General features: G+C 39.7%; 13 protein-coding genes, 1 pseudogene and 1 riboswitch. Of the genes and pseudogenes, 8 read left to right on the plus strand and 6 right to left on the minus strand.

Annotated features, from left to right (window positions below):
- Nucleotides 1-95: 95 nt before the first annotated feature.
- Together L1999_RS03275 and L1999_RS03280 are read right to left on the minus strand one after the other, a co-directional pair.
- Nucleotides 96-1,439 carry an MFS transporter gene (locus tag L1999_RS03275; RefSeq protein WP_235742202.1) on the minus strand — a complete coding sequence of 448 codons (1,344 nt, stop codon included), beginning with the start codon at nucleotides 1,437-1,439 and terminating at the stop codon, nucleotides 96-98.
- Nucleotides 1,440-1,737: 298 nt separating this feature from the next.
- Nucleotides 1,738-2,502, minus strand: coding sequence for an IclR family transcriptional regulator (locus L1999_RS03280; RefSeq protein WP_235742203.1), 765 nt, complete (start codon nucleotides 2,500-2,502; stop codon nucleotides 1,738-1,740).
- A gap of 256 nt (nucleotides 2,503-2,758) precedes the next feature.
- On the opposite strand from L1999_RS03280, the gene L1999_RS03285 reads away from it, so the two are divergent.
- From L1999_RS03285 to L1999_RS03295, 3 genes are read left to right on the plus strand one after another with little or no spacing between them, the layout of a single operon-like run.
- Nucleotides 2,759-3,709, plus strand: coding sequence for a fumarylacetoacetate hydrolase family protein (locus L1999_RS03285; RefSeq protein ID WP_235742204.1), 951 nt, complete (start codon nucleotides 2,759-2,761; stop codon nucleotides 3,707-3,709).
- Nucleotides 3,709-4,197: a DinB family protein gene (locus L1999_RS03290; RefSeq protein WP_235742205.1), complete on the plus strand. Its 489-nt coding sequence runs from the start codon at nucleotides 3,709-3,711 to the stop codon at nucleotides 4,195-4,197. The genes L1999_RS03285 and L1999_RS03290 overlap by 1 nt, the downstream gene beginning before the upstream one ends.
- An 18-nt stretch (nucleotides 4,198-4,215) precedes the next feature.
- Nucleotides 4,216-5,328, plus strand: coding sequence for a cupin domain-containing protein (locus L1999_RS03295; RefSeq protein ID WP_235742206.1), 1,113 nt, complete (start codon nucleotides 4,216-4,218; stop codon nucleotides 5,326-5,328).
- A gap of 122 nt (nucleotides 5,329-5,450) precedes the next feature.
- Here L1999_RS03295 and L1999_RS03300 read toward each other — a convergent pair whose 3' ends face one another.
- Nucleotides 5,451-6,599 (minus strand): MFS transporter, encoded by a 1,149-nt coding sequence (locus L1999_RS03300; RefSeq protein WP_235742207.1) that lies wholly within the window; start codon nucleotides 6,597-6,599, stop codon nucleotides 5,451-5,453.
- Between the two features lie 47 nt (nucleotides 6,600-6,646).
- Here L1999_RS03300 and L1999_RS03305 point away from each other — a divergent pair.
- From L1999_RS03305 to L1999_RS03315, 3 genes and pseudogenes are all read left to right on the plus strand, one after another.
- A pseudogene (locus L1999_RS03305) lies at nucleotides 6,647-7,045 on the plus strand (malic enzyme-like NAD(P)-binding protein); the annotation flags it as partial.
- 320 nt (nucleotides 7,046-7,365) lie between these two features.
- Nucleotides 7,366-7,812, plus strand: a complete 447-nt coding sequence (locus L1999_RS03310) for a YaiI/YqxD family protein (protein ID WP_235742208.1) — start codon at nucleotides 7,366-7,368, stop codon at nucleotides 7,810-7,812.
- Between the two features lie 101 nt (nucleotides 7,813-7,913).
- A riboswitch (cyclic di-GMP riboswitch) is annotated at nucleotides 7,914-8,002 on the plus strand.
- Nucleotides 8,003-8,045: 43 nt separating this feature from the next.
- Nucleotides 8,046-8,918, plus strand: coding sequence for an amidase (locus L1999_RS03315; protein ID WP_235742209.1), 873 nt, complete (start codon nucleotides 8,046-8,048; stop codon nucleotides 8,916-8,918).
- A 103-nt stretch (nucleotides 8,919-9,021) separates the two neighbouring features.
- Here L1999_RS03315 and L1999_RS03320 read toward each other — a convergent pair whose 3' ends face one another.
- Complete coding sequence (locus L1999_RS03320; RefSeq protein ID WP_235742210.1) at nucleotides 9,022-10,242, minus strand: glycerophosphodiester phosphodiesterase family protein; 1,221 nt, start codon at nucleotides 10,240-10,242, stop codon at nucleotides 9,022-9,024.
- A gap of 262 nt (nucleotides 10,243-10,504) precedes the next feature.
- Here L1999_RS03320 and L1999_RS03325 point away from each other — a divergent pair, with 262 nt between their 5' ends.
- Nucleotides 10,505-11,203, plus strand: a complete 699-nt coding sequence (locus L1999_RS03325) for a DUF421 domain-containing protein (RefSeq protein ID WP_235744236.1) — start codon at nucleotides 10,505-10,507, stop codon at nucleotides 11,201-11,203.
- A 198-nt stretch (nucleotides 11,204-11,401) separates the two neighbouring features.
- Here the strand turns inward: L1999_RS03325 and ahpF are convergent, their stop codons facing one another.
- Nucleotides 11,402-12,931, minus strand: coding sequence for an alkyl hydroperoxide reductase subunit F (ahpF, locus tag L1999_RS03330; RefSeq protein ID WP_235742211.1), 1,530 nt, complete (start codon nucleotides 12,929-12,931; stop codon nucleotides 11,402-11,404).
- Between the two features lie 229 nt (nucleotides 12,932-13,160).
- Nucleotides 13,161-13,724, minus strand: a complete 564-nt coding sequence (gene ahpC, locus L1999_RS03335) for an alkyl hydroperoxide reductase subunit C (protein ID WP_235742212.1) — start codon at nucleotides 13,722-13,724, stop codon at nucleotides 13,161-13,163.
- A gap of 531 nt (nucleotides 13,725-14,255) precedes the next feature.
- Between ahpC and L1999_RS03340 the strand changes: the two genes are divergently transcribed.
- Complete coding sequence (locus L1999_RS03340) at nucleotides 14,256-16,142, plus strand: V4R domain-containing protein (RefSeq protein WP_235742213.1); 1,887 nt, start codon at nucleotides 14,256-14,258, stop codon at nucleotides 16,140-16,142.
- Nucleotides 16,143-16,269 lie beyond the last annotated feature (127 nt).

Below are 16,269 nucleotides of genomic sequence, written 5' to 3' on the forward strand. Positions count from 1 at the left end.
TGATATTTCCCGGCATGCCTTTTTTGGTGAGGAGGCAAAGGGACGGTTCTCTTGCTTCGTAAGCAAGAGAACCGTCCCCGTGATTCCTCGTGATTCTAAGATACTACTTTTAAATTTTTTCTTGCCCTAATGGATTGCGAACTATACTTTTCACGTACCAGCAGGATGGCTATTGCAGAGATGATGCATGGAATGGCAAATGCTAAGAAATTTACTTGAAGGGGGAGCTGTGAATTTAACAGGAATCCTCCTAAGGTTGGACCAAGGATTCCGCCAATTCGGCCAATTCCAAGCTCCCAGCCTACTCCTGTTGATCTTATTTCATTAGGATAGTATTGGGACACATAGGCATTCATAATAATTTGTGTACCTGTTGTAGCTCCTCCTGCAATGAAGAGTAGCACATATAACAAGAACATGTTTGGCTTGAAGCTTAACAGGGTTAAGGCCAAAAATCCTGTAATGAAAAAGGATAGTAAGACAAGCCTTGAACCAAAGCGGTCGGCAAGTTTTCCTCCAAAGATCGCCCCAACAATAGCCCCGACATTTAATGTAATTAAGAAAGTCAAGCTTGACCCAATAGGGAAGCCAGAGGCTTGCATGAGCTTCGGAAGCCAAGTACTAAGGCCGTACATAACAAGTAAACACATAAATGCGGCAATCCAAAACATGATGGTACTAAACGCACGCTTTTCACTAAATAATTTTTGAACAGTAAAGGTAGAATCCTTACCAGGTATATCAGAAATAAACTCATCTGTAGAGCTATACTTGCTGTTGCCATCAATTCGATTAAGCAGCTGGGCTAATTTATCCTTTTTATTTTTCAAAATATAATATCCAAACGATTCCGGAAGTGTTTTATAAAGAACTGGGATAAATAAAACCGGAATGGCCGCAACCCATACGACTGCACGCCAGCTATATAGAGGTAAAAGATAGAGTGCTCCTAAAGAAGCTGCAACACCGCCGGCTGCATGTCCGCTGAACATGATAGAAACAAGCGTGCTTCGAAATTTCTTTGGGGCATATTCTGTCACTAGTGCAATCAGGTTTGGCATGACCCCTCCAAGTCCTAGTCCCGCAAGAAATCTTTGAAAACCAAAAGACGCAGGTCCATTTGAGAATCCCGAAGTGAAGGTGAAAATTGTAAATATAGCACAGCAAAATAAAATTACGTTCTTCCTGCCCATCCTGTCAGCGAGGGGACCAAAAACCAAGGCCCCAAGCATCATCCCAAATAAGGCATAACTACTCAATTTACCCGCTTCAACAGGATTAATTCCCCAATCCTGCATTAACGATGGCAAAATAGCCCCTAACATAAACATATCGTAACCATCACAGACAATGATAAACAAACAGCTAATGATTAAAACTAAATGAAAGCGGTTAAATTTTTGGTTATCAATAAAGGTATTGACATTAACCTTCCTCATTTGAAATTCCTCCCCTTTGTTTTTCCTCATTTTCCATCCCTAGTTGTTAAAAAAACAGCTTAATTAATTTAAACATGGTAGCAATAGTAATAATTAGTGATGCATCTCCTCCAATCTTTAAAAATCATCGTTAATGATTGCGTTTGCAAAATCCAGTTAATTATCCACCAATAGTTAACTTAGTTATCTAAAAGTGATTATAATCGTGATAGAATTATTTTTCAATAAAAAATTCTGAATAATGAATCATGGGGACGGTTCTCCTGCTTCCGAAGCAGGAGAACCGTCCCCATGATTTTTATGATTTGTAGCCGAAGCTTGCAGATATCTGCCGGCTGATTTCTAAAATAAACTCGCTGTGAGGATCTTGATCGTTTTTTGGTATCTGATCGGAAAAGCCGACAATGGCCACCGCACCTAAAAGATCTTTTTTGTAATTTAAAACGGGAAAAGAAACGGAGGAGACGGAAGGAACGAGAGGTTCTTTTGCAAATGCAATTTCTTTTTCCTTAATGGTCAAAATCTCTTTTTCCAATTGTTGAAGCTGTTCTTGGGGGATTCTTTGGCTTTCACTCTCTTTCCAGCTCTGGATAATATCCTCATTCGAGAATGCCATAAAGATTTTACCTGCAGCGGAAAAAAGCGGCAGCAGTGTTCCAATCGTTGCTCCAATATTAAAGCCTTGGCTTACATTAAACATTCTAATAACCATTGGACCATTATTCGTCCAAATAGAAAACAACACCGTACTGGAAGTTTTGCTATTGAGCAGTTCTAAGTATGGCGTTATCCGATCAAGGACATTTTCCTGGTCGACCGCCGCCATACCATATTCTACTAATTTGCTGCCAAGTAAGTAGGCACCAGATCCCTTATCTCGATAAAGAATTCCCAAATTAGTAAAGGTGTTCAGATATTTATAGAGGTTGCTCTTTGTTGTCTGAGAAAGCTCTTGAATTTCTGAAAATTTTATTGGCTTTCCATGTTTAGCAATTAAATCAATAATCCCCATTCCAATTTCTAAGGATTGAATGGTAGCCCCTTTTTTGACGACAGTTTCCATATTGCCCTCCAATACATCTTCCAATAGTTTATATGTTTTAAAATAACAAACTCCATCTTACTTTTAAAGAGACAGACTTAAGATTAACTCCAAAAATTATTTTTTTAAGTGTTAATATTGACAATTGTCAGAAATCTATTTTATCATAATAGTGACCATTGTATCTTAATGGTGGATATAGTGAATGCCAAGTTACACATACGTCATTTAGAAAACATTAAATCACACATAAAAAACAAAAGGGGAGAACCGACAAATGAAATTGATAACGTTTGCAAGAGAAGGGGTTTCACGGGTAGGAGTAGTAGAAGGAAATAATGTAATTGATTTAAATCTAGCTTACCAGTCGCTGCTAGAATCTGAGGGACAACTTCGCTATCAGCAAATTGCTGAAGCCTATGTACCTGCAGATATGAACGGTCTTCTTCAGGGGGGCAAGGACAGTTTAGGAAAAGCAGAGGAAGCAGTGCAATATGCTTTGAAAAACAAGGAGGACAAAGGCCGCAAACTTGTTCTTTCTATTGACGAAGTAAAAGTGGAAGCACCTGTTCCTAACCCAGGGAAAATGATCTGCGTAGGTCATAATTATCGGGAACATATTTTGGAAATGGGTCGTGAAATTCCACCATACCCTGTTGTATTTGCAAAGTTTGCCAATACTGTGATTGGTCCGCAAGACGATATTCCATTCTTCCCAGTTTCAGAGCAGCTAGATTATGAGGCGGAATTTGCGTTTGTTATCGGGAAAAGAGCACGGAATGTATCACAAGAAGATGCCTTAGACTATGTGGCAGGTTACACGATTGTAAATGATGTTACTTACCGAGACATTCAGCGCCGTACCCTTCAGTGGCTTCAAGGGAAAACAGTTGAAGGTAGTGCTCCAATGGGTCCATGGCTGATTACATCTGATGAATTGACAAACCCATCTGGTTTGGAAGTTGTTTTAACCGTGAATGGTGAAGAAAGACAACATACGAATACTGCTAACCTTGTATTCTCAGTTCAATACTTAGTTGAATTCTTATCCAACTTAATGACACTTGAACCAGGAGATGTCATTTTAACAGGTACCCCAGGCGGAGTAGGGTTTGCAATGAACCCGCAAACCTTCCTTAAAGATGGGGATGTCGTTAAAATCGAAATTGATCAAATTGGTTCACTAGAAAACACGGTCAAAAAAGTGGCTGTTGAGGTGAAATTATAATGTCAATGACCACGATTCAGCCATCTATCGAATCGGTTCAACAATCGTTAGAGCAAATGATTCAAACAACCAACAGCCTTTCAGAGGAGACCATTCGCTGGAAACCAAGCGAGGAAGAATGGTCCATCATGGAAATCTTATGTCATGTCTTAGAAGCTATTCCCTATTGGATTAGTGAAATAAACTATTTAAAAGCCAATCCTGGAGCGGAATGGGGAAGAAATCACCTGCAGCAAGCACGTCTAGATGCAGTTGCAGCTGCGGATCAGCGAAGTGTGGAAGAAATCGTTAACGAACTTACTAGATTAAAAGATCAAGTGGAAGTGGAATTTAGCAGCTTAGATAGCGCTGACCTAGCAGCGGAAGCGCCAAGCCGCAATCCTAATTTTGGAACAAAACCAATTTCGTTTATTGTGAACCACTTAATTGTGGAGCATGCGAGTAAGCATTTTGGACAAATTCAACGCAATCTATCGAAACTAGGTTAGTATAGGGAGGGTTTTTTTATGGCTGAGAAAACAGAATTTATGATTAGTAAACTAGTATTGGACTTTAATAAGGATCTTGAACAATATAATCTGGGACCTCTTTGGGAGGCAATTCCGGCTTTAATGCATAAACAGCCAGAACCACAGGCACAGGCTTATTTGTGGAAAGGCGAAGTGATTTATAAAAAATTAATGGAAGCTTCCACGATCTTCACTCCTGATCGCGGCGGAGAAAGAAGAGCGATTTATTTCCAAAACCCAGGCTTAACGTACCGTCAGCCTTGGGGCTGGGCTTCGACGACACAAACTCTTTATGCAGCAGCACAATTAATCTTACCAGGAGAGAAAGCTCCATCCCATCGTCATTCACAAGCCGCCCTGCGTTTTATTACACATGGTGAAGGGGCTTATACGATTGTCCAAGGTGAGCGGATTTTCATGGAAGAAGGAGACTTCTTGATTACCCCAAAGAATCTTTGGCATGGTCACGGTCATATAGGTGATAAGCCAATGATTTGGATGGATGTGCTGGATATCCCAGTAATTTATTCCATGGGTGGTACCTTCTTTGAGCCATATCCAGAAAAACTAGAAGAACCAAAAGTACCAGATAACATCTCTTCTCACCGCTATGAGGGTGGAATGGTTCGGCCAATCAGTGACCGCTATCCAAAGTCTGCTCCGCTTGGTGCATATAAATGGAACAAAACAGAAGATGCGATTATCGGTTTAAGCAGGTATGAGCCAGATCTTTATGATGGATATGCAGTAGAGTACATTAACCCATCAACGGGAGAAACGGCGAATAAAAATATTGCATCCTGGATGCAGAAGCTTCCGAAAGGATATCATTCTAAAGCACATCGCCACACCCATGCGACCATTTATAATGTATATAAAGGGTCAGGATACAGTGTTATCAACGGTGTCCGTTTTGACTGGTCAGCAGGAGACTATTTTGTCGTTCCAAACTGGGCATGGCATGAGCATGTAGCAGACGAAGATTCCTATCTATTCTCAGTCAGTGACCTGCCAATCATGGAACAATTTGACCTTGAGCAATCACAAGCATACGAACAAAATAAAGGCCATCAAACCATCATCGGAGAATTCAAACCAAAATTAGCCTAACATGAAAAGCCGTACCTTCCATTATATCGAAGGACGGCTTTTCTTTTAGGACAGGTGAAAGCACGGGGACGGTTCTCTTGCTCCAGAAGCATTAGAACCGTCCCTGTGCTTTTCCTGTGCTTTTATAGATTGGTGACTTTCATAACAGATTCTAAAGTGGTATCGCTTTCATGTTTGTGGGCATTCTTTGCTGGTACTAATGCAAGGGCCAATGCTGCTATTAATCCTGGAATGGCGAATGCAATGAAATTCATGTGTATAGGTAAAGTAATCGATAGGAGGAATCCCCCTAATAGTGGTCCAAGCATACCGCCAATTCTGCCAATACCAGATGCCATCCCTAAGGCAGTGGATCTGACGTATGGAGGGTAGTATTGGGATACATAGGCCTGTACAATATTTTGTGCACCAATTGTCGCAGCACCTGCAATCGCTACTAAGAGGTAAATCAAAAAGGAATTTCCTCCAAATCCCAGGATGGTCAATGCAATTGCACCTGAGGCATACATGGGAACAAGCATCTTTTTGGCACCGTATTTATCACAAAGTCGTCCGATTATCAGCGTTCCAATAATGGCTCCGCCTTGAAGAGCAATTAAGAAAGCTAAACTTGAATTTAGTCCATATCCAGCTTCAATCATTAATTTTGGAAGCCATGTATTTAAACCGTAAACCATCAATAAGCAGCTGAAAAAGGCCACCCAAAACATAAGGGTACTTAATCCCCTCTTATTTTTAAATAGATCAATAACTGGAAGGCTAGACTCTTTTGATTTCATTTCTACAAATTCATCATTCTGATTCAATTTCAATTCTGGATTTAACCTTGCAAGAGTGGAAAATAATTTTTCTTTTTTATCTTTTCGAATCAAGTAACTAGCCGTTTCCGGTAATTGCTTATGAATAAACGGCAATAGTAATAGAGGCAGGCCTGCAAACCAGAAGATAGATTGCCAGCCGAAATTAGGCATTAAAAGAATTCCTAATAAAGGAGCGAGGATTCCTCCGACCGAATAGCCGCACAGCACAATGGAGACGACCATACTTCTCATTGTTTTTGGGGCATAATCGGTCAGCAATGCGATGACATTCGGCATGATTCCTCCCAGTCCTAATCCTGCAAAGAAGCGTAAGGTTGAGAAAACAGTAGGTGTATTGGCAAAGCCGCATAAGAATGTAAATAAACTAAACAGAATTAACGTAATACTAATAACGCTTTTCCTTCCAATACGATCGGCTAGTGTTCCGAAGAGTATGGCACCGAACATCATCCCGTATAATCCATATGTTCCAATCGCACCTGCTTCGACAGGAGAAAGGTGCCATAACGAAAGAAATGGTTCGTACTATGAAGCGTAATCCGATTATCTTTGCCATGGCCAACCCGGTACCTGAGATTATGCCGGAAGAAGCAAAACAAGCGGGAGCCTTGGTAGTAGGCACAGGGCGGTCTGACTATCCAAATCAGATCAATAATGTTTTAGCGTTTCCGGGAATTTTCCGCGGGGCATTAGATGTTCGGGCAAAAGAAATCAATGAGGAAATGAAGATTGCAGCTGTCCATGCGATAGCTGGTTTAATTTTAGAGGAAGAACTAAATGCGGATTATATCATCCCAAATCCTTTTGATCAGAGGGTAGCAGCACATGTTGCAGAAGCCGTTGCTGCTGCTGCAATGAAAACAGGCGTTTCAAGAAGGATGGGTGTATTGATTTAGTGATACATAGTCTTGGGGGCTTTTTATATTAAAATATTCCTGAAATGTTAATGACAATATGAACAAAAAGAGGGACACCAATACATTGAATTCCCATAGGACAGGGACCGCGGCTCCACTCTTCTCTGGCGATCAAATGGATCTTTTACTTAGAAAAATCAAAGGCACAACTAGCTCATTAAACTAGTTGTGCCTTTTTGCGCGCAAAACTTCCGATTATCCGCTATGAGAACCGTCCCTTTACTTACATTGTTTGACAAAAGCTCAATTAATCAATAGTATCACTAGTATTCGAACTTCTTTAGGGGAGAGATATACAGATGAAAATTTATGTGGATGCCGATGCTTGTCCGGTAAAAGATGTTGTTATTTCTGAGGGTAGGAAGGTAAATATTCCTGTTATTCTTGTTACTAGCTTTTCTCATTTTTCTAATGCAGAGCAACCTTCAGGTGTGGAAACCATTTATGTTGATTCTGGAGCAGATGCGGCCGATTATCGGATCATGAAGCTGGCAGAAGCTGGGGATATAATTATTACGCAGGATTATGGTCTTGCTTCGCTAGGTTTAGCAAAAGGAAATATAGTCCTCCATCATAAAGGGTTTCGCTATACAAATGAAAACATTGACCAATTATTACAAACACGCTATTTTAGTGCAATGGCTCGAAAAAGCGGAAAACGAACAAAAGGACCAAAGCCCTTTACAGCAGAGGATCGCGAGCAATTTAGGATGCTTTTTAAAGAGGTTATCTCTAGTTTGCAATAACTAAGAGAAAGTTCATATTTATTTAAAAATCTTTATTTCGATAGATAGAAAATTATTATATAATTTAGACCTGAACACAAGATGTATGGTAGAAAAAATAATTCTGATAAAGGCAAACTTCTCCGAAAGGGAAGGACGCAAAGCTATGAGCCTAACCGCAATCTTAGCGTACGGTCGTCTGGCTGCCAGGTTCCATTCTGTGAGCCATGGGTGACAGAGTGGAGGGGAAAATAGTGAAAAAACTAGTAATCTCAGTAGTTGTCTTTTTCTCGATTTTTGCTGGCGGTTTAGGATGGAATGTCAAAGCATCGGATACAGAAACGCTGGCTACATGGCTTTGGAATCCATGGAAAGTGGTGAATGATGAATCAGGTACTCTCGCTTTCCTAGAAGGAAAGCACGTGAACAAAGTCTATTTGCAAATTGACCGTGATATCCCGCTAACCGTTTACCGAAGTTTTATCGAGAAGGCTTCTGCCAAAGGAATGAAGATATACGCCCTAGATGGCGGACCTAACTGGGTGGCGCCAAAAGGCGACAGAAACGTAGACCTATTAATGAATTGGCTAAAGACTTATCAAAATGGATCATCTTCTGATCAAAAATTTGCTGGTGTTCACTTAGATGTTGAACCTTATTTATACAGCGGCTGGTCAACCAATCAGGCTGCTACGGTAAAATCCTATCAATCATTATTAATAAAAGCGAACAGCAGTGCAGTTTCGTTAACACTTCCTTTAGAAGCAGACATCCCTTTCTGGTTTGATGAGACTTCCTATAAAAACATTTATGGAAAAGGAACACTTGCTGAATGGGTGATCGCCAATACAAATGGCGTCACTATTATGGCTTACCGTGATTCAGCACCCATGATTATTGACTTAGTCAAAAATGAAATAGCCCTTGCGGGAAAATACAATAAACAGCTTGTTATTGGTGTAGAAACAGGACAGACTGATGAAGGTGGAGCAATCTCCTTTTTTGAAGAAGGCGAAGCATACATGAACCAGGAATTGGCGAAAGTAAAAAGCTTCTATACCGGTACGCCTGGGTACAGCGGAGTAGCTGTTCACCATGTTGGCAGCTGGGAGACAATGAAACCATAAAAAAATAGCAGCGTCCGTCAATGTTGATGGGGCTGCTATTTTTTGTTTGTTTTTATATAAATTCAGCGTAATTAGAAAGCCGAATAGCAATTATCATACATCACTATTGGCCTTTTGCTGTTTTCTCAGGTTCTGTTTGAAACGAACCGGTCACATAATATTGGCTAGAGACCGCATGAGCCCGGTAATAATATTTTGTACCAGGCTTTAATCCGACAAATTCAACACTTACGATAAAATCATGCTGATCATCAGCATGGCTGGTTTTATCAAGAAGATTTGTTTTAAAATGGCTGTCAGTTGAAATTTCAAATTGTACTCTTGTATCTCCATTGGTACGAGCCCACAAAATAGCGGATGAGTTGGTAACTTGACCGTTGGCTGCTCCATGTGAGATAAATGGCTTTTCTAGTAAATCCACGAGTTGGTCGGTCGTATTGGTGAACTCACCGTCCACACCAAGCGAAAGCAATGAAACCATTTCATACTGAGAATTGACGGTCCACGGATGGACGAGAAGGTGATTCTGATGAGCGGCCTTCATCAACTTCCGAGACACAAACCCCTTATAGGGACCGATTCCAGCAGCATATTCCGAGATTCGCTTGAATTCTTGGTGCAAATTCTTACCTGCAAGCGTCCTTCCTTTATAAAGCTGAATCACTTTTACTTTAGGAGCGAGGCTAATCAATTTACGAAGACTTTGTTCACTGAATGATTCCAAAAAAAGATTCCGGTCATCGAGAACATCGGTCTTTTTTAAAGTTTCTATTACTTTCTCTTCCATACCAGGGTACACGCCCGGTGTTTTTGTTTCAATATAAATACCGACTCTTCCATTTCCATACTGTTTTACAAATTGGATGGCTTCCTCAAGGGTGGGGACATGCTGCCCAATGTATTCTGTTTTTGCCTGAGCGGGATATGCTCCATTAAACCAAGAGCCTGCATCCAAACGTCTGATTTCTTCGAGTGAAAAATCGTTTACCCGCCATGGAGAACGATTCGGAAAAAGTTTTTTGGCATTGGTCGTCCTTGCCAGTGCTTCATCATGCATGGCAATTAACTGGCCGTCCTTCGTCATTTGTAAATCTAATTCTATATAATCAGCCTTCATTAGTATTGCCTGCTTATAGGTTGCTAGTGTATTTTCCGGTCCGTAGGCAGACGCCCCTCGATGAGCAATAACAATAACATCCGTCGAAATAGGGCGCAAGTCCATTTGTCTATAGTTAATCTTTGTGCTTTGAAGTGACTGTGCTAAAACGAAGTAGGGAGAAGCTGTAATAAGACAAACTAGACCAGCAAGCAAGCTTTTTTTCAACCTCATTCAACTCCTAAAAAACAGCGTCTATTTCTATCATGAGCAGAATAATTTTCACAATGACAAAATAACTAAACAGTTAAGTATCTGGAATATTATCCTATCCAAGAAAGGATTACATTATTAGGTCAAGGGTTGTTAATTTAGCGGCCCTACAGATTATTTTGAGGCTAGCGTTTAATGGGAAATAAATAATAAGTAAGAAAAACAAGGATAGGATATGATTAACAATCGATAATCGGGGTGGGAAGATGCCTGAACAATCGAAGTAATTTTGAGGTCAATTACTTCTTTTAGTTTATTACTTATTGGAGCAAGAATATTAGGTAAACAAACGATATCGCAAATGACATTGTTTGATTTTGTTGCAGCAATTTCGTTAGGAGCCATTTCAGCAAATTTAGCCTTTAATACTTCTATAAAGGTACATCATACCATTATTGCATTTACTATATATGTAGCAATTATTTTTTTGATTGCTATTATTTCATTAAAAAATAGAAAAGGTAGAAAATTTCTAGCTGGTGATCCAACCATTGTGATACAAAATGGGAAAGTATTAGAAGGAAACATGAATAAAATGCGTTATACCTTGGATTATTTAAATCAACAGCTAAGGGAAAGAGAAGTTTTTAACATCGAAGAAGTTATCTTTGCAATCGTTGAAACGAATGGGACATTAACAGTGTTAAAAAAGCCGCAATTTAGAAATGTAACAAGACAGGATTTAATGATTGCGGTAATGCCTGAGCAAAAGTTACCTATTGAACTTATTATGGATGGCGAAATAATTAAAGAAAATTTAGAACAAAATAATTTAACGTTTTCATGGCTAGAATCGGAGTTAAAAAAGCGTAATTTAACAAAGCAAGATGTTGTTTATGCAGTAATGGCTGCAAATGGTAATAAGTATGTTGATACATTTAGGGATCATATCTATTCTCCGATCGATAAAGAATAGTGAATCCCGTAAACCGGTAAAACGGTAAAGTATAATAAATAATAGGGATGACGTAATCGCCCCACCATACAGCGTGATTTTATCCATCTGATGGTGCATGTCGAAATCTATCTTTGATTGTAAAAATAAAATTCTACAGTCACAAGGGAATTGGCGCCAGCCAATTCCCTTAATGTGTACGTATAGTAAATGCAAAAATTAATTTCTGATCAGATAATCGAATGCCCCTAAAGCGGCCGTAGCACCTGATCCCATTGAAATAATGATTTGCTTATACGGGCTATTTGTACAGTCTCCTGCCGCAAACACTCCAGGGACGCTTGTTGCGCCATGATTATCTACAACAATCTCACCCATGCGTGTACGTTCAAGTGTTCCTTCCAGCCAATCCGTATTTGGTACAAGACCAATCTGAACAAAAATCCCTTGCAATTCAATGTGGTGTTCAGCACCTGTTTCACGCTCAATATAAGAAATGCCATTTACCTTGTCAGTACCGGTAATTTCTTTTGTCTGAGCGTTCTTTATAACCGTTACATTAGGTAGGCTGTAAAGACGTTCCTGCAGGACCGAATCAGCTTTTAGTTCCGGCGCAAATTCAAGCACGGTTACGTGCTTCACAATACCTGCGAGGTCAATGGCTGCTTCAATACCGGAATTACCGCCGCCAATAACAGCAACATCTTTTCCTGCAAACAATGGACCATCACAGTGAGGGCAGTAGGCTACCCCTTTGTTCTTAAACTCTTTTTCACCAGGGACACCAACATTACGCCAGCGTGCACCAGTTGAAAGGATGACCGTTTTACTTCTTAAAACAGCACCGTTTTCGAGTTCAACGGCAATAAAGTCTTTCTTCTCTAAACGTTTAGCACGCTGTAGGTTCATGACATCGACAGTGTACTCTTTTACATGCTCTTCAAGACTTGCTGCTAGTTTAGGGCCTTCTGTATATTTTGTACCGATAAAGTTCTCGATTCCTAGAGTGTCCATAATCTGACCGCCAAAGCGTTCAGCGACAATACCAGTACGAATCCCTTTACGTGCCGCATAGATCGCTGCACTTGCACCAGCAGGGCCGCCCCCAATAACAAGGACATCAAATGGTTCTTTGTCAGAAAGCTCGGATGCATCTGAACCACTGCCCATCTTGGCGATGATTTCCTCCAGTGTCATACGGCCGCTGCCGAATGATTCCCCATTTAGGAATACAGTTGGTACAGCCATGATGTCTTTGCTTTCTACTTCTTCTTTAAACGCTGCTCCATCAATCATCGTATGCGTAATTCCAGGGTTTAGCGTACTCATGATGTTTAAAGCTTGGACAACATCTGGACAGTTGTGGCAGGTAAGACTGATGTAAGATTCGAAATGATATTCGCCTTTAATGTTTTTTACTTGGTCAATAAGCTTCTGATCAACCTTAGGAGCTCTGCCGCTGACTTGCAATAGAGCTAATACTAATGAAGTAAATTCGTGTCCAAGCGGCACACCAGCAAAAGTGACTCCAGTATCTTCACCGGCACGATTTACACTAAAGCTTGGTGTTCTTTGTAATTCGGTTTTCTCGACTTTAATATGGGATGACATGTTGGCCAATTCGTCTACCAAATCTAGCATGTCGCGAGACACCTCATCGGAACCTGCACTTACTTTAAGCAGCACGTCTCCCTCCATAAGTTGAAGATATTGGGCTAATTGAGCTTTTATTTCTTTATCTAGTATCATAATCTCACTCCTTAAATTTTTCCTGCGAGTCAGTTGAGTAGTAAGTAAATAATAATAATTCTAATTCAATAATTATTATCATATAAAAATTATTACCAGTCAAGAGAAAAATCCCAATATCACTAGGTTTTTAAAAGGTATGCTGTAAATCCAAAATAGTAGTTTTCATTATGTACTAAAAAAGGGAATTGGAAGCTTCCAATTCCCTTAGATTTTTTAAATGTACTGCTTAGATTTTACCTACAAGGTCAAGGCTAGGCTTTAATGTTGCAGAACCTTCTTGCCATTTAGCTGGGCAAACTTCTCCTGGATTGTTGCGAACATATTGGGCTGCTTTAATCTTGTTAATTAGTGTGCTTGCATCACGGCCAATGCCATCTGCATTAATTTCAATAGCTTGGATAATACCATCCGGGTCAATGATGAATGTTCCGCGGTCAGCTTGTCCTAGTTCTTCGATAAATACATCAAAGTTACGAGATAGAACATGTGCAGGGTCACCAATCATAGTATAGGTAATTTTACCAATTGCTTCTGATGAATCGTGCCATGCTTTATGTGTGAAATGAGAATCTCTTGAAACAGAGAATACTTCTACGCCAAGTTCCTGAAGTGTAGGATATTGATTTTGAAGATCCTCAAGCTCCGTTGGGCAAACAAAGGTAAAGTCCGCTGGATAGAAGCAAACGACACTCCATTGACCTTTTAAATCTTGATCGCTAACCTCGATAAATTCACCGTTTCTGTAAGCTTGTGCTTTGAATGGTTGTACTTCTTTGCCGATTAATGACATAATCAAATTCCTCCTAATATGGTTTAATAGTTGTTTGTTAACTATAATAATTCTAATTCAATAAGTATTATCATATACAATTTATTGTATTGTCAAGTAGAACGCACTCAACTTCTTAACTTTGTTGGTAATAGCTGTTTATTAAGTTAACTATAGTGGAATCACTAAGTTGATTTCATTGTTAAAGAAAATTACTTAATCCATAAGATTCTCTATTATACATTATAATTCTCATTTAGACTTTTGTCTGTTACTTTGAACTTTCATTCAAAGAAGCAAGGGGACGGTTCTCTTGCTTCTTGTGATGGAAGTGTATGATCTTTAAGAAAGCAAATGTTAAATTCCCCCAAGTTTTTAGATTATCAGAATAGGAAAGGACAGTCTTGCCAGTAAAAGGATTTGAAGTAATCGGATTTTTTTAATAGAATAATATGTGTGCGCTTACATTATAACTTAGCGGCTGAAGGCTTGATAAAGTACTGTTACAATTACATACCTTAATGTTAAATCTATCAAACAGGATGTGTTGGCATGACCGTTAAAATCTCAGAAGAAAGTTTTAGCCAAGATCATGTTACAGCTGATCGGAAAATAATCACATCTGCTTCCGTTTTTGGGATTCTGAGGGAACAGCTGGTTAAAAATATTGGCATCAAAAGGATAAAGGGATTTTTATTTCATTATGGCTGGGAAATGGGAGTTAAAGTGGCCAATGAATCACTAAGGACGGAAACCTCTTTAGAAAATCTCATCCGGTTTGGACCAATCCTCCACATTCAAAATGGCCATATTAGTGGGATTAAACATGATTGCACGTATAAACTAATGGAAAATAAAAAGATTCAATCTTTTTATTCATCTGGAACTTGGTACGATTCCTATGAGGCCGAGGAGCATCTTAAACGCTTAGGACAGTCAAAAGGACCCGTTTGTCATACGCTAATTGGTTTTGCGAGCGGTTTTATGTCTACCGTATTTGAGGAGCCGCTTTTGGCTAAGGAAATTGCTTGTGTTGGCAGAGGGGATTCGGAGTGCCGCTGGGTAATGAAGCCAAAAAACGAATGGGAAGAGGAATCTCAGGAAGAGGAATCTCAGGAAGAGGATGGACTTGATTTTTACAATGAAACACCGATTGTAAAGGAACTTGAGCTAACCTACGATCAATTACTTGACCAAAAAAATGTGGTTACCCGCTTGGCCCATTTCCAAAACCAATTAACAGAGGAGATTATCAATGGCAGCGACTTGCAGACAATCGCTGATATGGTTTATGAAATGGTGCAGATTCCTATTATCGTAGAAGATACGCTTCATCAAACGATTACCTATTCGGGGCTGGACCAGGAAAAATATATGGTTATCAAACCAGATATGGAAAGTTATCTTCAAAAATTACAATTAATCACAAAGCCGCCGCATTTACCTTTTAGAAAAAAAATCATCAAAACCTCCATACAAGAACGTCTGATTACCCCAATCCTTTTACAAAAGGAGGTAATCGGTTATTGCTCCTTTCTCTATGAAGATATGAAAAATCATTATCATGAAGAAGATTATTTATTTTTAGACCGATTTGCCAATGCGGCCTCTCTGATTCTATTAAATGAAAAAACAAGGTTTGAAACATTTGAAAGAATGAAAGGCAGTTTTCTTGAACAAATCCTAGAGGGCAGTCTGCCTGCAAGTGAAGTCATCAAGCGGGGGAAGTATACCGGTGTTAACCTGGAGCAGAAATATTATATAGCAGTGATGGAATATCGGAAAACTCAAGGCTCGATAGAAGATGACTTCCTTTTGCAAGAACAAATATTTGAAACGACATTCCGTTATTTTAAGGACAAAAAACATACTATTTTGGCTGGGCACCGTGAAGGCAGCATGGTGTTATTAATGACAATTGAAACATTTCAAAAGAAGACGATTCAAAATGTGATGCAGGAATACTTCGATTTTTTGAATCATACCTATCCCAAGGGTCTATTTAAACTGGGCATCAGCCGCTTAGGGGAGGATATAGGTCAAGCTTCTCGATGCTATGAGGAAGCAGCCATTGCGTTAAGATTAGCAGTCAAGCAGAAGATGGTTTCGTTTCAATCATTAGGGATCGTAGGGGTGTTAATCAATTCAAAGAATATTAGTGGAATCAAAATGATCGCCGCGCAGGAGCTGGGACCATTGAATAACATTCAGGATCCCAAAATGCTGGAACTGTTGAAAACGTTATATAGCTTTTTGCTGAACGGAGGCAAGCTTGAACAAACCATGATCGATCTAGCCTTATCGATGAGCGGGCTCCGGCATCGGATCAGCCGGATTGAAGGCTTGCTCGAAAAAGATCTTCGTGACCCAAATGAGATGCATCAATTGTTGTTAATCATTAAATCGTTAATTGCTATAGGGGAAATTACGTTTGACTAGACGCCATCCGGCTTAAGCCGGGTGGTTTTTTCTTAGTCCTTTTTCGCAAATCTAGGGGCACCGGAATGGGGCGCCGCAACAGTACTTTTGGGGTGATGAACAATAAGTGTCTATTTATTATAAAAAC

It is taken from the genome of Neobacillus drentensis (assembly GCF_021560175.1).
In the GTDB taxonomy this organism is placed as follows: Bacteria; Bacillota; Bacilli; order Bacillales; family Cytobacillaceae; genus Neobacillus; species Neobacillus drentensis_A.